At 75.1% G+C, this 19,674-nt stretch carries 18 protein-coding genes and 2 pseudogenes; 15 read left to right on the top strand and 5 right to left on the bottom strand.

Going from position 1 to position 19,674, the window contains the following annotated elements; all coding sequences use genetic code 11:
• Nucleotides 1–2: 2 nt before the first annotated feature.
• The 4 genes and pseudogenes from ACFQH9_RS09670 to ACFQH9_RS09655 form a co-directional block, all read right to left on the bottom strand.
• The gene (locus ACFQH9_RS09670; protein WP_379565648.1) at nt 3–134 is read right to left on the bottom strand and encodes a hypothetical protein; all 132 of its coding nucleotides are present in this window, start codon (nt 132–134) and stop codon (nt 3–5) included.
• Nucleotides 135–395: 261 nt separating this feature from the next.
• Nucleotides 396–506, bottom strand: a pseudogene (locus tag ACFQH9_RS09665) (hypothetical protein); the annotation flags it as partial.
• Between the two features lie 23 nt (nt 507–529).
• A pseudogene (locus ACFQH9_RS09660) lies at nt 530–1,789 on the bottom strand (urease subunit alpha); the annotation flags it as partial.
• A complete protein-coding gene (locus ACFQH9_RS09655) occupies nt 1,786–2,367 on the bottom strand; it encodes an urease subunit gamma (RefSeq protein ID WP_379565584.1) in 582 nt (193 codons plus the stop codon). The pseudogene ACFQH9_RS09660 and the gene ACFQH9_RS09655, both read right to left, overlap by 4 nt.
• Nucleotides 2,368–2,441: 74 nt before the next feature.
• Between ACFQH9_RS09655 and ACFQH9_RS09650 the strand changes: the two genes are divergently transcribed.
• The 10 genes from ACFQH9_RS09650 to ACFQH9_RS09605 all read left to right on the top strand — a co-directional run bounded on the left by ACFQH9_RS09650 (nt 2,442) and on the right by ACFQH9_RS09605 (nt 10,887).
• Nucleotides 2,442–3,653 (top strand): PucR family transcriptional regulator, encoded by a 1,212-nt coding sequence (locus ACFQH9_RS09650; protein WP_379565583.1) that lies wholly within the window; start codon nt 2,442–2,444, stop codon nt 3,651–3,653.
• A gap of 43 nt (nt 3,654–3,696) precedes the next feature.
• Nucleotides 3,697–4,065 (top strand): ArsR/SmtB family transcription factor, encoded by a 369-nt coding sequence (locus tag ACFQH9_RS09645; protein ID WP_379565582.1) that lies wholly within the window; start codon nt 3,697–3,699, stop codon nt 4,063–4,065.
• Nucleotides 4,062–4,547 (top strand): SRPBCC family protein, encoded by a 486-nt coding sequence (locus ACFQH9_RS09640; RefSeq protein WP_379565581.1) that lies wholly within the window; start codon nt 4,062–4,064, stop codon nt 4,545–4,547. The genes ACFQH9_RS09645 and ACFQH9_RS09640 overlap by 4 nt, the downstream gene beginning before the upstream one ends.
• A 155-nt stretch (nt 4,548–4,702) precedes the next feature.
• Nucleotides 4,703–5,287 carry a biotin transporter BioY gene (locus ACFQH9_RS09635; RefSeq protein WP_379565580.1) on the top strand — a complete coding sequence of 195 codons (585 nt, stop codon included), beginning with the start codon at nt 4,703–4,705 and terminating at the stop codon, nt 5,285–5,287.
• 20 nt (nt 5,288–5,307) lie between these two features.
• Complete coding sequence (locus ACFQH9_RS09630; RefSeq protein ID WP_379565579.1) at nt 5,308–6,609, top strand: AMP-binding protein; 1,302 nt, start codon at nt 5,308–5,310, stop codon at nt 6,607–6,609.
• On the top strand, nt 6,606–7,796 hold the full coding sequence (locus tag ACFQH9_RS09625; protein WP_379565578.1) for a thiolase family protein: 1,191 nt from the start codon (nt 6,606–6,608) through the stop codon (nt 7,794–7,796). The genes ACFQH9_RS09630 and ACFQH9_RS09625 overlap by 4 nt, the downstream gene beginning before the upstream one ends.
• Complete coding sequence (locus ACFQH9_RS09620; RefSeq protein ID WP_379565577.1) at nt 7,793–8,470, top strand: energy-coupling factor ABC transporter ATP-binding protein; 678 nt, start codon at nt 7,793–7,795, stop codon at nt 8,468–8,470. The genes ACFQH9_RS09625 and ACFQH9_RS09620 overlap by 4 nt, the downstream gene beginning before the upstream one ends.
• The gene (locus ACFQH9_RS09615; protein ID WP_379565576.1) at nt 8,467–9,135 is read left to right on the top strand and encodes an energy-coupling factor transporter transmembrane component T family protein; all 669 of its coding nucleotides are present in this window, start codon (nt 8,467–8,469) and stop codon (nt 9,133–9,135) included. The genes ACFQH9_RS09620 and ACFQH9_RS09615 overlap by 4 nt, the downstream gene beginning before the upstream one ends.
• A 58-nt stretch (nt 9,136–9,193) precedes the next feature.
• The gene (locus ACFQH9_RS09610) at nt 9,194–10,105 is read left to right on the top strand and encodes an alpha/beta fold hydrolase (protein ID WP_379565575.1); all 912 of its coding nucleotides are present in this window, start codon (nt 9,194–9,196) and stop codon (nt 10,103–10,105) included.
• The gene (locus ACFQH9_RS09605) at nt 10,102–10,887 is read left to right on the top strand and encodes an acyl-CoA thioesterase (protein ID WP_379565574.1); all 786 of its coding nucleotides are present in this window, start codon (nt 10,102–10,104) and stop codon (nt 10,885–10,887) included. Before ACFQH9_RS09610 ends, ACFQH9_RS09605 begins: the two co-directional genes overlap by 4 nt.
• 137 nt (nt 10,888–11,024) lie before the next feature.
• On the opposite strand, the gene bldD is transcribed toward ACFQH9_RS09605, so the two are convergent.
• On the bottom strand, nt 11,025–11,516 hold the full coding sequence (bldD, locus tag ACFQH9_RS09600) for a transcriptional regulator BldD (protein WP_037038677.1): 492 nt from the start codon (nt 11,514–11,516) through the stop codon (nt 11,025–11,027).
• A 649-nt stretch (nt 11,517–12,165) separates the two neighbouring features.
• Here bldD and pyrR point away from each other — a divergent pair.
• The 5 genes from pyrR to carB are packed head-to-tail and all read left to right on the top strand — an operon-like array spanning nt 12,166 to nt 19,601.
• Complete coding sequence (gene pyrR, locus ACFQH9_RS09595) at nt 12,166–12,852, top strand: bifunctional pyr operon transcriptional regulator/uracil phosphoribosyltransferase PyrR (protein WP_379565573.1); 687 nt, start codon at nt 12,166–12,168, stop codon at nt 12,850–12,852.
• Nucleotides 12,849–13,793, top strand: a complete 945-nt coding sequence (locus ACFQH9_RS09590) for an aspartate carbamoyltransferase catalytic subunit (protein WP_379565572.1) — start codon at nt 12,849–12,851, stop codon at nt 13,791–13,793. Before pyrR ends, ACFQH9_RS09590 begins: the two co-directional genes overlap by 4 nt.
• Nucleotides 13,790–15,082, top strand: a complete 1,293-nt coding sequence (locus ACFQH9_RS09585) for a dihydroorotase (RefSeq protein WP_379565571.1) — start codon at nt 13,790–13,792, stop codon at nt 15,080–15,082. Before ACFQH9_RS09590 ends, ACFQH9_RS09585 begins: the two co-directional genes overlap by 4 nt.
• On the top strand, nt 15,079–16,299 hold the full coding sequence (gene carA, locus ACFQH9_RS09580; RefSeq protein ID WP_379565570.1) for a glutamine-hydrolyzing carbamoyl-phosphate synthase small subunit: 1,221 nt from the start codon (nt 15,079–15,081) through the stop codon (nt 16,297–16,299). Before ACFQH9_RS09585 ends, carA begins: the two co-directional genes overlap by 4 nt.
• On the top strand, nt 16,299–19,601 hold the full coding sequence (gene carB / locus ACFQH9_RS09575; RefSeq protein ID WP_379565569.1) for a carbamoyl-phosphate synthase large subunit: 3,303 nt from the start codon (nt 16,299–16,301) through the stop codon (nt 19,599–19,601). The genes carA and carB overlap by 1 nt, the downstream gene beginning before the upstream one ends.
• Nucleotides 19,602–19,674: the final 73 nt, after the last annotated feature.

The raw sequence follows: 19,674 nt of genomic DNA, 5'->3' as shown, positions 1-19,674 counted from the left end.
GCTCATCCCAGGTGGTGGAGCCGGGTCAGGGGCAGGGTGGGCGAGCGGTGCAGCGGGACCTCACGCCCGTCGACGCGCACCGGGATCGGCTCGGGCGCGACCTCCACCCGCGGCGTCGCCGTGTTGTGGAGCATGTCCGCGCAGGTCAGGCCGCGGCTGTCCGCGATGGTCGAGTACACCCGCCCGGCCGGCAGGCTCGCCCGGTCGGCGTGCCCGGAGACGAAGACGTGCGCCAGGCGCGCGGGCGCGGTGCCGAGCCCGCCGTAGAAGGGCCGCATGCGCCGCGGCTGGGTGAGCCGGGTCGAGCCGGACCCCGAACCCGCGGCGCCCCACGCGACGAACCCGGACTTGAGCACCAGGTCGGGCTGCGCCCCGAACCAGGCCGGGTTCCACAGCACGAGGTCGGCGAGCATCCCCGGACGGACCGACCCGACGTGGTGGGCGAGCCCGTGCGCGACCGCCGGGTTGTGCGTGANGGCTGCGCCCCGAACCAGGCCGGGTTCCACAGCACGAGGTCGGCGAGCATCCCCGGACGGACCGACCCGACGTGGTGGGCGAGCCCGTGCGCGACCGCCGGGTTGTGCGTGAGCTTGGCCAGGTAACGCAGCACGCGGGCGTTGTTGACGACCTCCGGGCCGGTCTCGCCGGCCAGCGTCGCCTGCACGTGGGCGAGCTGCCAGGTGCGGCGGGCGGTCTCGCCGATGCGGCCCATGCCGAGGGCGTCGGAGTTGACGATCGCGATCGCACCGGAGTCGTGCAGGGCGTTCTCCGCGGAGATCGCGTGCTCGCGGATGCGGCTGGCGGCGATGCTCGCGTCGCTGGGCACGTGCGCGTGGCCGCGGTGCACCGTGAGGGTCATCGGGCCCAGCTCGGCGACGGTCGACGGGGTGAGCGGCAGCGTCGGCGTCGTCGAGGAGGTGAGGACGTTGGCCCGGGAGACGATCGTCAGCAGGTCGGGGTGCCCGCCGCCGCCCTCCACGTGGTAGGCGTGCACGGTGCGGCCGCCGACGGCGTCGAGGGTGTCTGCGAGGTAGCCGGACTCGTTGAGCGTGTCGGTGTGCAGCGCGACGGGCAGGTCCGCGGCCTCGGCGACGCCCAGGCACGTGTCGATCACCGGGGGAGTGGCGCCCCAGTCCTCGTGGATCTTGAACCCGCCGGCGCCCGAGGCCACCGCCTCCTCCAGCAGCGCGCCGCTGGTGGAGCTGCCGCGGGCGAGGAAGGCGGCGTTGATCGGCACGTCCGCCCAGCCCTCGATGAGGGTGTGCAGGTTCTGCCGGGGGTTCGCGCCGACGTCCCAGACGCCGCCCATCCCCATTCCGACCAGCGTGGTCACGCCGGCGGAGAGCGCGGCGGGGGCGAGGTCGGCGTTGGACAGGTGCACGTGCGAGTCGACGATCCCCGGGGTCGCGATCAGACCCTCGCCGGTGATCATCGCGGTGTGGGCGTCGACCTCCAGCTCCACCCCGGCCTGGACCTGCGGGTTGCCCGCGCGGCCGACGCCGACGACGCGGCCGTCCTTGATCCCGATGTTGGTCTTGCGCACGCCCAGCAGCGGGTCGACCAGCACCACCCCGAGGACGATCATGTCCAGGGCGCTCGCCCGGTCCGCCGAGCTGCTGACCAGCGCGCCGTGCCGGGCGGTCTTGCCGCAGCCGCCCAGCAGCTCCTCGCCGGGCTCGGTGTCGTCGGCCTCCACCTCGATCCACAGGTCGGTGTCGGCGAGCCGGATCCGGTCGCCCGTCGTGGGGCCGTAGAGGCGGGCGTACTCGCGGCGCTCGACCGTCGTCATGCCTCGGTCCTCCCCATCCGGACCACCGGGACTTCCCGTTCCGCGCCCGCTTCCACCTTCAGCGACGTCCCGGCCGGCAGGTCCAGCCGGAAGCTCCCCGCGTCGGCCAGGTCGACCTCCAGCGCCGGGTTGAGCCGGTCCAGCTGGACGTGCGAGGACACCCAGATCGCCAGGTGACCGCGGTTGTGCAGGCGCGCGGTGCCGCGCTCGCGGCCGGGCGCCAGCTCGCGCGGCGGGCCCTCGGCGCGGAAGGCCCCGGGCCCGTCGGCGGGCGGGGCGCCGAACGGGTGGTCGACGTGGACGAGCACCGTGCCGTGCGGGAACAGAGCCTCCACCTGCAGCGCCGGCACGGCGGCGGCGACGCCGTCGACGAGGCGCGCCGGGTCGACGACGGTGCGGGCACGGGCGACGACCTCCTCGTAGGGCAGGTCGTCCCATGCCATCTCGCAGATCTCGTCGCAGACCAGGGCGACGGCGTCGGGCGCGCCGAGCTTCGCGCCGCGCTCCAGCCGGCGACGCGCGAGCGAGGCCGCGCTGTGCAGCAGCAGCCGCTCGGTCTCTCGCGGGGTCAGGTGCACGGGCACAGAATGGCCGTCGCACGCCGCCGGGGGTAGCACTTCGCGCAGCGCGATGTGACCGGGATGATGGGCAGATGCACAACCCGCGTGACATCGGGCCGACCTCCGGGCCGACCTCCGGGTCGACCTCCGGGCCGAACCCGGGGCCGCCCCTGAGCGACGACGCCCGCTGGGCGGTGCTCGTGGGCCGGCTGCGCGCGGACTCGGGCGGGCTGGTCGACGAGTTCGTGCAGCGGGTCCGCCGGATCGCCCCGTACGGGCGCGGGCTGGTGCCGCCCGACCGCCTGGTCGCCGACGCCGACCTGACCTTCGACCACCTGCTGCGCCGGATCGCGGGACAGGACGTCCCGGAGCGGCTGGCGCACGTCGGCGAGGCCATCGGGCGGGACCGGGCCCGGCGCGGCGTCCCGCTCAACGAGCTGCTCTCGGCGGTGCGGCTCGACTTCCGGGTGCTGTGGTCGGCGCTGCGCGACCGGGCGACGCCGGAGGAGCGCGACGTCCTGGTCTCGCGGGTCGAGCACATGTGGGCGGTCGTCGAGGACTACACGCTGCAGATCCAGGCCGGCTACCAGGAGGAGGCGGCGTTCCTGGCGCGCGAGCGGCACGGCGAGCGGACCGCGCTGGTGGGCGAGCTGCTGGGCAGCGAGGACCCCGACCCGGACCAGGTCGAACGCGTGGCGCTCGCGCTGGCCGTCGACGTCGACGCGGACTTCCTGGTCGCCGCCGCCGGCGCGACGTCCGGTGCGGCCCTGCGGCGCGCGGCCGAGGCGCTGGCCGCCGGGGGCCGGGTGGCGCACGTGCAGTCCACGGGGCCGCACAGCGTCCTGATCGCGGCGTGGCAGGGCGGGACCGGGCCACCGGTGCGGGCGGTGCTCGACGGCGTCCCGTGCGGGGTCGGGCCGCTCGCCCACGGGCTGGCCAACGTCCCGCGCTGCGCACGGCTGGCGACCGAGGTCGCGTCGGTCGGCTCGGGTCCGGGGCCGGTCGAGCTGGGGGACGCCTGGCTGCCGCTCGCCGCGGGGCGGCTCTCGGACACCGCGGCCGAGCTCGTCGACTCCGTGCTGTCCGGGTTGGCGGCGGCGCCACCGGGGGAGCGGGACCGGCTGCTGGAGACCGTGCGGGCGTACGCGGAGTCGGGGTCGGTGAAGGAGGTCGCGGAGCGGTCCTTCTGTCACCGCAACACGGTGCTGAACCGGTTGCGCCGGTTCACCGCGCTGACCGGGCGGGACGTCACCCGGCCGGCCGACGCGGCCGTCGTGCTGCTCGCGTTGGCGGCGGTGCGGTGAGCGGTCTTGCCCCGGGCGGGTCCGCCCCCTAACGTACAACCATGTGGTTGTACGTGAGCTGAGCCCGGACGAGGTCGACCGGATCTTCCACGGCCTCGCCGACGCGACCCGGCGCGACATCGTCGAGCAGGTGCTGCGCGAGGCGCAGTCCATCTCGACGCTGGCCCGCCGGTACGACATGAGCTTCGCCGCCGTGCAGAAGCACGTGGCGGTGCTCGAGCGGGCCGCGCTCGTCACCAAGCAACGACGTGGACGGGAGCAGCTCGTGCACGGCAACCCGGAGGCCCTGCACCGCGCGGCCCGCCTGCTCGAGGACTACGAGCGGATCTGGCGGCACCGCGTGCGGGCGATCGAGGACATCCTCGCCGAGGACGCGCTCGCCGAGGACCCGGAGGAGAGGACGCAACCATGACCGTGATCGACGTCCGCAAGGACCCGGAGGCCCTGACCCTGACCTTCGTCGCCGAGTTCGACGCCCCCGTCGAGCAGGTGTGGCAGGTGTGGGAGGACCCGCGCCGGCTGGAACGGTGGTGGGGGCCGCCGACCTGGCCGGCGACCTTCGTGGAGCACCGGTTCGTGGTCGGTGGGCGGTCGCGCTACCACATGACCGGCCCGGAGGGGGAGAAGGCCCGCGGGTGGTGGCGGATCACCGCGATCGACGCGCCGACCAGGCTCGAGTTCGACGACGGCTTCGCCGACGAGGCAGGCGAGCCGGTCGACGAGAAGGACGTCACCCATGCCGTCGTCACGCTCGAGTCCACGGACGTCGGCACGCGCATGACGACCGTCACGACCTTCGTCAGCCTCGAGCAGCTGGAGCGGATGGCCGCGATGGGCATGGAGGAGGGGATGCGCGAGGCGATGGGCCAGATCGACGCCGTGCTGGCGAGCTGAGGGGTACCGGCGAGGCTGCGGGGGCGAGGGTCCGCGGGGGCGAGGGGTGCCCGCGGGGCCACGGGTGCGGCGGGGACCCTGTGCCGGGCGGAGAGTGGCGCGGCTGACAGTCGGCGGACCTCGGGAAACGGCGGGCGGCTCGTTAGCCTCGTCGCGTGTCCGCCCGTGCGTCGTCGCCCGCCACCGACCTGGCCACCACCGTGGTCTTCGCCGCGTTCATCGCGGTGCTCGGCCTCTTCCCGGGGGTGTACGTCGGCGCCACCGGGGTGCCGATCGTCGTGCAGAACATGGGGCCGTTCCTGGCCGGCGTGCTGGTGGGGGCGCGGCGGGCGGTGTTCGCGGTGGTGCTGTTCCTCGCCCTGGTGGCGATCGGCCTGCCGCTGCTGTCCGGGGGCCGCGGCGGGCTCGCCCCCTTCGTCGGCCCCAGCGGCGGCTTCCTGCTCGGCTGGATCCTCTCGGCGTTCGTCTCCGGTCTGATCGCGCAGGCCGGGGCGCGGCGCGGGCGGCCGGGGCTGCCCGTGCTCCTGCTCGCCGCGCTCGCCGGACTGGTCGCCGACTACGTGATCGGCGTGCCCTGGCTGGCGGTGCAGACCGGGTCGTGGAGCACGGCGGTCACCGGTTCGCTCGTCTTCGTGCCCGGTGACCTCGCCAAGGTCGTGGTCGCGGCGCTGATCGCGTCCGTGGTGCACCGTGCCCTGCCCGGACGCCTGGTCGGGACGGTGGGGACGCGGGCGCGGTGAGCGGCGGGGTGCGCGGCGGGGTGACCGGCGCAGCCGCCCGGCCGGCCACGCCGCCGGTCCTGGGCGGGGCCGCGGTGCCCGCCGGTCTGCTGGCCCGGGCGCACGCGGCCGCGGCGGAGCTGGCCCGGCGAGGGGTGCGGGAGGGCAGCCGGGTCGCCGTGGAGGGCGGTTCCCACGACCTACTCGCCTGGTTCCTCGGCGCGGACCTGCTCGGCGCCGCGACCCTCGTCGTCGAGCCGCGCTGGACGCCGCGCGAGCGGGCCGCCGTCGTCGTCGCCGCCGGTCCGGACCTGGTCGCGCACCCCGCCGAACCCGCCCCGGACGGCCACGAGGACACGAGCGCCGGGCACACCGCCGTCGCCCCGGCCGGGGAGGACCGCACCGCCTTCTACCTCCCGACCACCTCCGGCAGCAGCGGCCGCCCGACCGTGCTGCAGCGCTCCCGGGACTCGTGGCTGCGCAGCTTCGCCGCGCTCGGCCCGGTGTCCGGCCCCGTGCTGATCGCCGGGCCGCTCAGCTCGTCGCTCTTCCTCTTCGGCGCCCTCCACGCCCTGTGGTGCGGCGCCGAGCTCCGGCTCGGACGTGCGACGGACGCGCGCGGGGCGGCGGCCGTGCACGTCGTGCCGGCCATGCTCGCCGATCTGGTGGCCGCACAGGAACGCGCGCCCGCCCCGGCCGCGCTGCGCACCGTCGTCTGCGGCGGGGCGCACCTCGGCGAGGGCCTGCGGGCCCGGTTCGCCCGCGCCTTCCCCGGCGCCGAGCTCGTCGAGTACTACGGCTCGGCCGAGCACTCCCTGATCGCGATCCGGCGCGGCGCCGGACTTCGGCCGGTGCCGGGGGTCGATCTGCAGCTCCGGGACGGCACGCTCTGGGTCCGCTCGCCCCTCGCCGCCGACGGCGCCCTGCGCGCCGGCCGGCTCGACCCGGCCGCGGAGTGGACCACCGTGGGCGACCGGGCCGACCTCCACGACGGCACGCTCACCGTGCACGGCCGCGGCTCCGCGGTGATCTCCAGCGGCGGCCGGCTCGTCGCGGCCGAGGAGGTGGAGACCGTGCTGCGCGAGGTCCCGGGCGTCGACGACGTCGTGGTCACCGGGACCCCGCACCCCCGGCTCGGGGCGCTGGTCACCGCCGTGGTCGAGGGGGAGCCCGCGCTCGCCGACCTGCGCGCGGCGGCCCGCCACGCCCTCGAGCCCGGCAAGCGCCCCCGGGTGTGGCTGCGCGCGAAGGTCCTGCCGCGCACCGCCTCCGGCAAGCCCGCCCGGGCCGTGATCGCCGAGGAGCTGGTCGCCGGGGTGCTCGACGCGGAGCCGCTGCGGTGAGCGCCCCCGGGAGTGCTCCCGCGACCGCGCCCGCGCCCGCGCCCGCGACCGCGCCGGTGATCGTCGCGGCCCGGCGCACCCCGATCGGCACCGCGGGCGGCGTCCTGCGCGACCTGGCCGCGGACGAGCTGGCCGCCCCCGTGCTCCGCGCTCTCCTCGCCGACGCCGGGCTCACCACCGTCGACGACGTCCTGCTCGGCAACGTCTTCGGCCCCGGCGGCAACACCGCCCGGGCCGACGCGCTGCGCGCCGGGCTCGCCGCGGGGGTCCCGGGCCTCACCGTCGACCGGCAGTGCGCCAGCGGGCTCGCCGCGATCACGGTGGCCGCCGCGCTGATCCGCGCCGGGGAGGGCGAGGCCTACCTGGCGGGCGGCGTCGAGAGCGCCTCGACCGCCCCGCACCGGCTGTGGCGCACCGACCCGCCGCAGGCCTACACCCGCGCCCCGTTCGCGCCCGCCGAGCTCGGCGACCCGGAGATGGGGGAGGCCGCGGACCTGGTCGCGGCGGAGGCCGGGATCTCCCGCGAGCGGCAGGACCGCTTCGCGCTGCGCAGCCACGAGCGCGCGGTCGCGGCCCGGGCCGCCGGCCGGTTCGACGACGAGCTGGTCGAGGTGGCCGGGGTCCGTCGCGACCAGCGCCCCCGTGCGGGCTTCACCGCGGCCCGCCTGGCCCGGTTCCGCCCCGCCTTCACGGAGAACGGCACGGCGACCGCGGCCAACTCCTGCGGGGTCAGCGACGGCGCCGCCGCGGTGCTCATCGTGTCGGAGCGGGTGCGGCGGGAGCGGAACCTGCCCGGGCTGCGGCTGGTGGTGAGCGCGACCTCCGGCTGCGACCCCCGGCGGCTCGGGCTCGGCGTCGTGCCGGCCCTGCGCGAGGTGCTCGAGTACGGCACGCCGCAGGTCACCGAGTTCACCGAGGCCTTCGCCGGGCAGGCGCTGGCGTGCCTGGACGCGGCCGGTCTCGACGAGGAGACCGTCAACCGCGACGGCGGCGCCATCGCCCTCGGCCACCCCTGGGGCGCCTCCGGAGCCGTGCTGGCGGTGCGGCTGTTCGCGCAGCTCGTGCGGCAGGGGCGGGGCGGGTCCGGGCTCACCGCGCTGTCGGCGGGTGGCGGGCTGGGCGTCGCGGCCCTGTGGCAGGCCGTCGGGCCGGACGGCGAGCCGGTGCCACCGGGAGGGGCGCGGTGATCACGTTCGAGGGCGTCGGGCACCGCTACGAGGAGCGGGTGGTGCTGCACGAGGTCGACCTGGCGCTCCCGGAGCGGCGGATCGGCTTCGTCGGGGCCAACGGCTCGGGCAAGTCCACGTTGGCGCGCATGGTGAACGGGCTCGTCCTGCCGACCGAGGGCCGGGTGCTGGTCGACGGCCTGGACCCGGCCGAGAAGGGCCCGGCGGTCCGCCAGCGGGTCGGGTTCGTGTTCACCAACCCGGACAGCCAGATCGTGATGCCGACCGCGGGCGAGGACGTCGCGTTCTCGTTGCGCCGCAGCGGGTTGTCGCGCCCGGAGCGCGCCCGCCGCGCCGCCGAGGTGCTCGCCGCGCACGGCCTGGAGGGCTACGCCGACCATCCCGCCCATCAGCTCTCCGGGGGCCAGAAGCAGCTGCTCGCGCTGTGCGGGATGCTCGCCCTGGACCCCGACGTCCTGGTCTGCGACGAGCCGACCACCCTGCTCGACCTGCGCAACACCCGCCGCTTCGCCGAGATCGTGGCGGGGCTGCGCCAGCAGGTGCTGCTGGTGACCCACGACCTCGAGCTGCTGGCCGGCTTCGACCGGGTCGTCGTGCTCGACGAGGGCCGGGTCGTGGCCGACGACGAGCCGGAGCCGGCGATCCGGTACTACCGGAAGCTGTGCGAGACGTGACGCCGCTCGGGCTGTACTCGCCGGGGGACAGCGTGCTGCACCGCGCCCCCGCCGGGGCGAAGCTGCTGGTGCTGCTGGCGCTCGTGACCGCCGTCGTGCTCGTCGGGTCGGCGGCGTGGCTGGGCGGGGCGTGCGGGGTCGTCGCGGCCGGGTACGCGGTCGCGCGCATCCCCGTGCGGCGGGTCCTGCCGCTGCTGCGCACCCTGCTCCTGCTCGCCGTGCTGGTGGGCGCCCTGCAGGGCTGGCTGCTGGGGTGGCAGCCGGCGCTCGTCACCGTCCTGCGGCTCTCCGCCTCCCTCGCCGCGGCGGGTCTGTTCACCCTGACCACCCGGATCGACGCCGTCGTCGCCACGGTCGAGCGCGCGCTCGGCCCGCTGCGCCGGATCGGGGTGCGGGCGGACCGGCTCGGCCTGCTCGTCGGCCTCACCGTGCAGGCCGTGACCACCCTGTCCGCGATCGCGGGCTCGGTGCGCGAGGCCGCCCGGGCCCGTGGCGCGGAGCGCTCGCCGACCGCCTTCGCCGTGCCCTTCGTCGTCCGCACGCTGCGGCACGCCGACGAGCTGGGGGAGGCGCTCGCCGCCCGGGGGATCGGGGACGAGGCCGACGATCCCGATCACCTCGACACCACGGGCGGACGGGGCCGGGCCGGGCCGGGGGTGCCGTAACGTCCCGGGCACCCGACCACCGCCGGACCCACCCCTCACCGCGCCGCAGGAGCCGCCCGTGACCGCGCCACCCGTCCCGCAGGCCGACGCCCCGACCTGGTTCCGGGCCGCCCTCGCCGAGGAGCCCGAGACGGGTGCGGTCGAGGTCGACGGCGCCTCCGTCGCCTTCCGCGCGTGGGGCCCGCCCGGCGAGGGGGTGCTGCTGATCCACGGCGGCGCGGCCCACGCGCGCTGGTGGGACCATCTCGGCCCGCTGCTCGTCGGGCCCGAGGGCCGGCGGGTGGTCGCCCTGGACCTCTCGGGGCACGGGGACTCGGGCCGGCGCGAGCGCTACACGCTGCAGCAGTGGGCCGCGGAGGCCCTCGCGGTCGCCGGCGCGGCCGGGCTCGCCCCGCTGCCGGTGATCCTGGGGCACAGCATGGGCGGGATGGTCGCGCTGATCGCCGCACAGGAGTTCGGCGACCGGCTCGGCGGGGCCGTCGCGATCGACACCCCGGTGCGCGAGATGCCACCGGAGGACCGGGCCGCCCGGCAGCGCCGGGCCTTCGGCCCGCTGCGCGTCTACGCCGAGCGCGAGCGCGCGATCCGGCACTTCCGCACGGTGCCGCCGCAGCAGGGCGAGCCGTACGTGCTCGCGCACATCGCCGCGCACTCGCTGCGCGCGGTCGAGGGCGGATGGTCCTGGAAGTTCGACCCCAGGGTGTTCGCGCGCAACCCCCTGACCCCGGACGACCTCGACATCCCCGGCTGCCGGGTCGCGCTGTTCCGCGCCGAGCACGGGCTGATGCCGAAGGACATGGGCGAGCTGGTGAGCGACCGGCTGGGCCGCGGCGTGCCCGTCGTCGAGATCCCCGCGGCGGCGCACCACGTGATGATCGACTCGCCGATCGCGCTGGTCACCGGGCTGCGTACGCTGCTGGCCGACTGGCGGCACTCCCGTGCCGCGACCCCCGGGGAGGTTCTCGCATGACGACCGTCGGGCCCGCGCCGACGCTGCTGGAGCTGCTCGACCTCGAGCGCATCGACCGCGACCTGTTCCGCGCGTGCACGGTGTTCGAGGAGGAGCACGCGCTGTTCGGCGGGCAGGTGGCCGCGCAGGCGCTGCTGGCGGCCGGGCGGACCGTGCCGGAGGACCGGGCGCCCCACTCCCTGCACGGCTACTACCTGCGCGGCGGGCACTCCTCGCGGCCGACGGTCTTCCAGGTGCACCGGGACCGCGACGGCCGCTCCTTCACCGCCCGCCGGGTCGTCGCGATCCAGGACGGCGAGGTGATCTTCAACATGGCGGCCTCGTTCGCGGTGGACCAGGGCGGCCCCGACACCTCCGTGGATCCCGTGCCCGAGGCACCCGACCCCGACACGCTGCCGGGTGCGCCGGTGCCGCGGGTCTTCGGCTTCGAGGGCCGCACGGTGCGCACGCAGCCGGGTGCGCGCGAGTTCCCGATCCGGTACTGGACCCGCTGCACCGAGCCGCTGGCCGACGAGCCGCTCGTGCACGCCTCGGCGCTGACCTACATCTCGGACATGTTCGGCGCGTTCCCGCCGGTGAGGGGCGGGGTGCCCGGGCCGAGCCTGGACCACGCGCTCTGGTTCCACCGCCCGGTGCGGGCCGACGACTGGATGCTGATCGACCTCGTGCCGCGCAGCGCCGCGGGCGGCCGCAACTGGTACACGGGCACGCTGCACGACCGCGCGGGCCGGCACGTCGCGAGCCTGACCCAGGAGTGCCTGTTCCGCGAGCCGCGCTCCTGACCCGGCCGGGAGCACGACGGCGGCTCACCGCGACCCCGACCGCCGCCGTCGCGCGGCCGCTCCCGCCAGTGGTGCCGCGCGCCCTTCCCCGGTGCGCGGTCCCGTGCGGGGCGGAAGCCCTGCTGCTCGACCCGGTGCTACTCGACCCGGTGCGAGGGCCGCGCCTCCGGCGGCAGCACGCCCCAGTCGATGAGCTGGTCGGTCAGCTCGCCCGGGGTCATGTCGTAGATGATCGCCAGCGAGCGCAGGTCCTCGGCCCGGATGGAGAGGACCTTGCCGTTGTAGTCGCCGCGCTGGGACTGGATCGCGGCGGCGTAGCGGGCCAGCGGGCCCACCTTGTCCGCGGGCAGCTGCTGGAGCCGCTCGAGGTTGATGACGATCTTCGTGGCCGGCTCCGAGCCGGAGGGTACGCGGCCCTCGGGCAGCAGCTCGGCCACCGGGACCCCGTAGAAGTCGGCCAGCTCGGCGAGCTTCTGGACGGTCACCGCGCGGTCGCCGCGCTCGTACGACCCGACGACGACCGCCTTCCAGCGGCCCCCCGACTTCTGTTCGACGCCGTGCAGCGACAGCCCCTGTTGCTGCCGGATGGCCCGGAGCTTGCTCCCGAGCGCCTTGGCGTAGTCGCCCATGTGGCGATCTCCTCATTCCTGGTCTTCCCGGCCGGTGGGGCCGGAAGCGGACCTCGTACCGCTGAGTGGTGAGCGGGTGGTGCTGAGCGACGGTGCGCTCCGGTGATGCTCGCTGGTCTCGGCTGATCCCGTCGTGGGACGAGGTCGGTGTCCCCGCTGCCGCGGCCACCCTCGCCACTGTCGATCAATACGCAGAGTAATCATGCGCCGGTCTCGCGTCGCAGGTCAAGCCGGGTGGCCCCGGACGGGTGCCAGGTGGGGCATTCCCACCCGATCGAAGGACGCTTCGTCCCCCGACGGCGGTATCAATCCGGTGGGTCGCCCGCCCGGCCGCGACGCCCCGCGAGCGTTGGTGCGCATGGTGTCCGTGTGGGTGTGGCCCTGTGTGACGGTACGCGCCGTGACCGTCGCGGAGTCGTCGCGCGAGCCGGGGGCGACGGCGGGAGCCTGCCCGCGCGTTGCCCGATCGTGACTCGGCCGTGACCTCCCGCGGACCGGCCCGCGACCGGTTCGCGACCCGTCCCCGCCGGGTCCGGGAACGTGACGAACGGCGCCCCCGCCCGCGCGGCCCGCGGCCCGGCCGCTTGCTAACCTCGGGCCCCGACAGTCCTTTAACCCCGTCCCGTGAGGCGGGAAAGGAGAGCTCCTCGTGGCGAACCCTCGCCGCGGGGACGTCGGTGGGGGGCAGGGTCCTGCCCGGGAGCTGCTGAGCAGCGCCGACGTCACCCGCACCATCGCGCGCATCGCGCACCAGATCATCGAGAAGACCGCGTTCGGCCCCGGCAACACCGGCGACCTCGTGCTCCTGGGTATCCCCACCCGCGGCACCGTGCTGACCCGCCGGCTCGCCGCCGCCATCACCGAGTTCACCGGCGCCGAGCCGGCGGTCGGCTCGCTCGACGTCACCCTCTACCGGGACGACCTGCGCCGCGGCCCCACCCGCGCGCTCGTCGACTCCGCGGTGCCGGAGGGCGGGATCGACGGGAAGCTCGTCGTGCTGGTCGACGACGTGCTCATGTCCGGCCGCACCACCCGCGCCGCGCTCGACGCGCTGCGGGACGAGGGCCGCCCCCGCGCCGTCCAGCTCGCCGTGCTGGTCGACCGCGGCCACCGCGAGCTGCCGATCCGGGCGGACTACGTCGGCAAGAACGTGCCGACCTCGCGCACGGAGAAGATCCTCGTCCGGCTCACCGAGTCCGACGACCGGGACGGGGTGCTGATCGAGCGGGGTGCGGAGGCGGCAGCTGCGCAGCCGACCACCGGCCCCACCGGCACCGAGGCGCAGCCCACCACCGGCCCGGCGGCGGAGCCGGACACCGACGGGGGCGACGAGTGAAGCACCTGCTCTCGATCGCGGATCTCGACGCGGCCACCGCGACCGGGCTGCTGGACACCGCGAGCCGGCTCAAGGACACCCTGCTGGGCCGCGAGGTCCGCAAGCTGCCGACCCTGCGCGGCCGCACCGTCGTCACCCTGTTCTACGAGGACTCCACCCGCACCCGCGTCTCCTTCGAGATCGCCGGCAAGTGGATGAGCGCCGACACCATCAACGTCAGCGCCAAGGGCTCGTCGGTGTCCAAGGGCGAGTCGCTGCGCGACACCTCGCTGACCATCTCGGCGATGGGCGCGGACTGCGTGATCGTGCGGCACCCCGCCTCCGGCGCGGCGCACCGGATCGCCGGGTGGGCCGACAGGGACGCCGCGACGACCGGCACCCACACCTCGATCGTCAACGCCGGCGACGGCACCCACGAGCACCCCACCCAGGCCCTGCTCGACGCCGCCACCCTGCGGGAGAGGCTGGGCTCGGTCGCCGGGCGCCGGATCGGGATCGTCGGCGACGTCCTGCACAGCCGGGTCGCCCGGTCGAACGTGCTGCTGCTCTCGACGCTGGGCGCGGAGGTCGTGCTGATCGCCCCGCCCACCCTGCTGCCCACGGGCGTGGCCGAGTGGCCGTGCCGGGTCTCGCACCACCTCGACGCCGAGCTCCCGGCGCTCGACGCGGTGATGATGCTGCGCGTGCAGGCCGAGCGCATGCACGGCGGCTTCTTCCCCTCGGCCCGCGAGTACTCGATCGCCTACGGGCTCACCGAGAACCGGCTCGGGCTGCTGCCGGAGGGCGCGCCCGTGCTGCACCCCGGCCCGATGGTGCGCGGCATGGAGATCGCGCCCGCCGTGGCCGACGCCCCCAACGCCGCGGTCCTCGCCCAGGTGCGCAACGGCGTGCACGTGCGGATGGCCGTCCTCTACCACCTGCTGGCCGGAGCGCCCGAATGACGGATCTGCTGATCACCGACGCCAGGCCCTACGGCGAGGAGGCGGTCGACCTGCTCGTGCGGGCGGGCGTCGTCGCCGAGATCGGCACGGGGCTCACCGCGTCCGAGGGCGTCGCGACCCTCGACGCCGGCGGGCACGTCCTGCTGCCCGGGCTCGTCGACCTGCACGTGCACCTGCGCGAGCCGGGCGGCGAGGAGTCCGAGACGATCGAGACCGGCTCGCACGCCGCCGCGCTGGGCGGTTACACCGCGGTCTTCGCCATGCCCAACACCGACCCGGTGGCCGACACCGCCGTCGTCGTGGAGCACGTGCGGCGCCGCGGCGAGGAGGTCGGCCTGGTCGACGTGCACCCGGTCGGCGCGGTCACCACCGGGCTGAAGGGCGAGAAGCTCGCCGAGCTCGGGACCATGGCGCAGTCCGCGGCGCAGGTGCGGATGTTCTCCGACGACGGCCGCTGCGTGAACGACCCGCTGATCATGCGCCGCGCGCTGGAGTACGCGAGCGCGCTCGACGTCGTGATCGCCCAGCACGCCGAGGACCACCGGCTCACCGGTGGCGCGCAGGCGCACGAGGGCGCGATCGCCTCCCGGCTGGGCCTGGCCGGCTGGCCCGCCACGGCCGAGGAGACGGTCGTCGCGCGGGACTGCGCGCTGGCCCGCGAGGCGGGCGCGGCGCTGCACGTCTGCCACGTCTCCTCGCTGCACAGCGTCGCGGTGCTGCGGGCGGCCAAGGCGCAGGGCGTGCGGGTGAGCGCCGAGGTCACCCCGCACCACCTGCTGCTCACGGACGGACGGCTGACCGGCTACGACCCGGTCAACAAGGTCAACCCGCCGCTGCGCACCGGGGCGGACACCCAGGCCATGCGGGAGGCGCTGGCCGAGGGCGTGATCGACGTCGTCGCGACCGACCACGCCCCGCACGCGTCCCAGTACAAGGACACGGAATGGGCGGCCGCGAAGCCGGGCATGCTGGGCCTGCAGACGGCGCTGTCGGTGGTGATCCACACCATGGTCGAGCCGGGCCTGCTGGACTGGCACGGCGTCGCGCGGGTGATGTCGGAACGGCCCGCCGAGATCGGCAACCTGGCGGACCAGGGCCGGCCGATCGCCGTCGGGGAGCCGGCGACGTTCGCGCTCGTCGACCCGGACGCGCAGTGGACGGTCCGCGGCGCCGCGCTGGCGAGCAAGGCGGCGAACACGCCGTACGAGGGAATGCGACTGCCCGGAGCGGTGGTCGCCACGGTTCTGCGTGGCCGGATCACGGCCCGCGACGGGAAGGTTGTGGCGTGAGCGAGCGCGCGAGCGAACCATCGGCGCGGCACGGGCAGGCAGTCCTCGTGCTCGAGGACGGACGGATCTTCCGCGGTGAGGAGTTCGGCGCCGTGGGGGAGGCCCTCGGCGAGGCCGTGTTCACCACCGGGATGACCGGCTACCAGGAGACCCTCACCGACCCCTCCTACCACCGGCAGATCGTGGTGCAGACCGCGCCGCAGATCGGCAACACCGGCTGGAACGACGAGGACGACGAGTCCACCGGCATCCAGGTGGCGGCGTACGCCGTGCGCGACCCCGCCCGCCGGCCGTCGAACTGGCGGTCCAGCGGCTCGCTGGACGACGCGCTGCGCCGGCAGGGGATCGTCGGCATCGCGGGCATCGACACCCGCGCGGTCGTGCGGCACCTGCGCGAGCGCGGCGCCATGCGTGCCGGGGTCTTCTCCGGCACCTCGCTCGGCTCGGACGAGATGCTCGTCGAGCGGGTGCGGCAGAGCCCGGGCATGGAGGGCGCGGACCTCTACGGCGCGGTCACCACGAAGGCCCCGTACGTGCGGGAGGCGGTGGGGGACAAGAAGTTCACCGTCGCCGCGCTCGACGTCGGGATCAAGTTCAACACCCCGCGGATGATGGCCCAGCGCGGCATCGAGGTGCACGTGCTGCCCGCCGACACCTCGTTCGAGCAGCTGCTCGCGGTCCGGCCCGACGGCGTCTTCCTCTCCAACGGCCCGGGCGACCCGGCCACGGCCGACGTCCCCGTCGAGCTGACGAAGCAGGTGCTGGAGCGGCGCATCCCGCTGTTCGGCATCTGCTTCGGCAACCAGATCCTGGGCCGCGCGCTCGGCCGCGGCACCTACAAGCTGCGCTACGGGCACCGCGGGATCAACATCCCGGTCGTCGAGCACGCCACCGGGCGGGTCGCGATCACCTCGCAGAACCACGGCTTCGCCGTCGAGGGCAGCGCGGGGGAGCGCTTCGACACCCCGTTCGGCACCGGCGTCGTCAGCCACACCTGCCCCAACGACGGCTGCGTCGAGGGACTGACCGGGCTGGACTTCCCGGCCTTCAGCGTGCAGTACCACCCGGAGGCGGCCGCGGGCCCGCACGACGCCGCGGACCTGTTCGACCGCTTCTGCCAGCTCATGAGCGACAACCCGGTGACCCACGGGGACGCCGGCACCGAGGAGGCCGGCGGCCGACACCGCCTGCTCGACCAGAACGGGGGAGCGGTCTGATGCCGCGCCGCGAGGACATCCGGCACGTGATGGTGATCGGCTCCGGGCCGATCGTGATCGGCCAGGCCGCGGAGTTCGACTACTCCGGCACCCAGGCCTGCCGCGTGCTGCGCGCCGAGGGCCTGCGGGTCTCGCTGGTCAACTCCAACCCGGCGACGATCATGACGGACCCCGAGTTCGCCGACGCCACCTACGTCGAGCCGGTCACCCCCGAGTTCGTCGAGAAGGTCATCGCCGCCGAGCGGCCCGACGCCCTGCTGGCCACCCTGGGCGGGCAGACCGCGCTGAACACCGCGATCGCCCTGCACGAGAACGGGGTGCTCGAGCGCTACGGCGTCGAGCTCATCGGCGCGGACGTCGACGCCATCCAGCGCGGCGAGGACCGGCTCAAGTTCAAGGAGATCGTGCAGGCCGTCGGCGGCGACGTGCCGCGCTCGGCGGTCTGCCACTCGATGGACGAGGTCCGGGCGGCCGCCGCCGAGCTCGGGCTCCCGGTCGTGATCCGGCCGTCGTTCACCATGGGCGGCCTCGGCTCCGGCATGGCGCACACCGACGAGGAGCTCGAGCGGCTCGCCGGGGCGGGGCTGGCCGCGTCGCCGGTCACCGAGGTGCTGATCGAGGAGTCGGTGCTCGGCTGGAAGGAGTTCGAGCTCGAGCTCATGCGCGACCACCACGACAACGTGGTCGTCGTCTGCTCGATCGAGAACCTCGACCCGATGGGCGTGCACACCGGCGACTCGATCACCATCGCGCCGGCGATGACCCTGACCGACCGCGAGTACCAGCACATGCGGGACGTGGGCATCGCCGTGCTGCGCGAGGTCGGCGTCGACACCGGCGGCTGCAACATCCAGTTCGCGGTCCACCCGGACACGGGCCGGCTCGTCGTCATCGAGATGAACCCGCGGGTGTCCCGGTCCTCGGCGCTGGCCTCGAAGGCCACCGGCTTCCCGATCGCGAAGATCGCCGCGAAGCTCGCCGTGGGCTACACGCTCGACGAGATCCGCAACGACATCACCGGCGAGACCCCGGCCGCGTTCGAGCCGACGCTGGACTACGTCGTCGTCAAGATCCCGCGGTTCGCGTTCGAGAAGTTCCCGGGCGCCGACCCCGAGCTCACCACCACGATGAAGAGCGTCGGCGAGGCCATGGCGCTGGGCCGCTCCTTCCCGGAGGCGTTCGGCAAGGCGCTGCGCTCCATGGAGCGCTCCGCGATCGGCTTCTGGACCACGCCGGACCCGGCCGCGCCGCCGACGGACGACGAGATCCGCAACCCCACCGACGGGCGCATCTACGCCGTCGAGCGGGCGCTGCGGGCCGGGCGGACGGTCGACGAGGTCGCCGAGATCTCCGGCATCGACCCCTGGTTCGTCGACCAGGTCCAGCTGCTCGTCGAGCTGCGCGCGGAGATCGAGGCCGCGCCGGTGCTCGACGGCACCCTGCTGCGCCGGGCGAAGCGGGCAGGCCTCTCCGACCGGCAGCTCGCCGCGATCCGCCCCGAGTTCGCGGGCGAGGACGGCGTGCGGGCGCTGCGCCACCGGCTCGGCATCCGGCCGGTCTTTAAGACCGTCGACACCTGCGCCGCGGAGTTCGCGGCGCGGACGCCGTACCACTACAGCGCCTACGAGACCGATCCCGAGGCGGAGTCGGAGGTCGAGCCGCAGACCGAGAAGCCGAAGGTGCTGATCCTCGGCTCCGGCCCGAACCGCATCGGCCAGGGCATCGAGTTCGACTACTCGTGCGTGCACGCGGTGCAGGCGCTGCGCGAGGCCGGGTTCGAGACCGTCATGGTCAACTGCAACCCGGAGACCGTGTCCACGGACTACGACACCGCGGACCGGCTGTACTTCGAGCCGCTCACCTTCGAGGACGTCCTCGAGGTCGTGCACGCCGAGCAGCGCTCCGGGCACGTCGCGGGCGTGATCGTGCAGCTCGGCGGGCAGACCCCGCTGGGCCTGGCGCAGCGGCTCACCGCGGCCGGCGTGCCCGTGGTCGGCACCAGCGCGGCGGCGATCGACCTCGCGGAGGACCGCGGGGCGTTCGGCGAGGTGCTGCGCAAGGCGGGCCTGCCGGCCCCGGCCTTCGGCACCGCGACCTCGTTCGAGCAGGCCCGGGAGATCGCCGACCGGATCGGCTACCCGGTGCTCGTGCGGCCCTCGTACGTGCTCGGCGGCCGCGGCATGGAGATCGTGTACGACGAGTCCACGCTCGCCGGCTACATCGCCCGCGCCACCACGATCTCGCCGGACCGCCCGGTGCTCGTCGACAAGTTCCTCGACGACGCGATCGAGATCGACGTCGACGCCCTGTGCGACGGCGAGGAGGTCTTCCTCGGCGGCGTGATGGAGCACATCGAGGAGGCCGGAGTGCACTCCGGCGACTCCTCCTGCACGCTCCCGCCGATCACCCTCGGGCGCAGCGTGCTCGACGCCGTGCGGACCTCCACCGAGGCCATCGCGCACGGCGTCGGGGTGCGGGGCCTGCTCAACGTCCAGTACGCGCTGCACGGCGACACGCTCTACGTGCTGGAGGCCAACCCCCGGGCGTCGCGCACGGTGCCGTTCGTCTCCAAGGCCACCGCGGTGCAGCTGGCCAAGGCCGCGGCCCGGATCATGCTCGGCGCCTCGATCGCCGACCTGCGGGCCGAGGGCATGCTCCCGCAGCAGGGCGACGGCGGCGAGCTGCCGGCCGACGCGCCGGTCGCGGTCAAGGAGGCGGTGCTGCCGTTCAACCGCTTCCGCACCCCGACCGGCCAGGGCGTCGACCCGCTGCTCGGCCCGGAGATGAAGTCGACCGGCGAGGTCATGGGCATCGACGCCTCCTTCGGGCCGGCGTTCGCCAAGTCCCAGTCCGCCGCGTACGGCTCGCTGCCGGGCGCCGGCAAGGTGTTCGTGTCGATGGCGGACCGGGACAAGCGGGCCATGGTGTTCCCGGTGCGCCGGCTCGCCGACCTCGGCTTCGAGGTGCTCGCCACGGAGGGCACCGCCGAGGTGCTGCGCCGGCACGGCATCACGACCACCGTCGTGCGCAAGCACTCGCAGAAGGATGAGGGCGAGACGATCGTCGACCAGATCCTGGCCGGCGAGGTGGCGCTGATCGTCAACACGCCGTACGGCAACTCGGGCCCGCGCGTCGACGGCTACGAGATCCGCGCGGCGGCGGTCTCCCGCGGCGTCCCGTGCATCACCACGGTGCAGGGCGCCTCGGCCGCGGTGCAGGGCGTCGAGGCGATGCTGCGGGGCTCGATCGGCGTCCGCTCGCTGCAGGACGCCCACGCCGCGCTGAAGAAGGCGCGCCCGTGAGCGCGGTAGGGAACCATGACGCGATCTTCGGCGGCCTTTCCGAGCAGTGCGGAACCATGACGCGGTCGATTCG

The sequence above is a fragment of the Pseudonocardia lutea genome, assembly GCF_042658055.1.
In the GTDB taxonomy this organism is placed as follows: domain Bacteria; phylum Actinomycetota; class Actinomycetes; order Mycobacteriales; family Pseudonocardiaceae; genus Pseudonocardia; species Pseudonocardia lutea.
The sequence above is the reverse complement of the archived record's forward strand: the minus strand, read 5'-3'. Positions and strand labels throughout refer to the sequence as shown.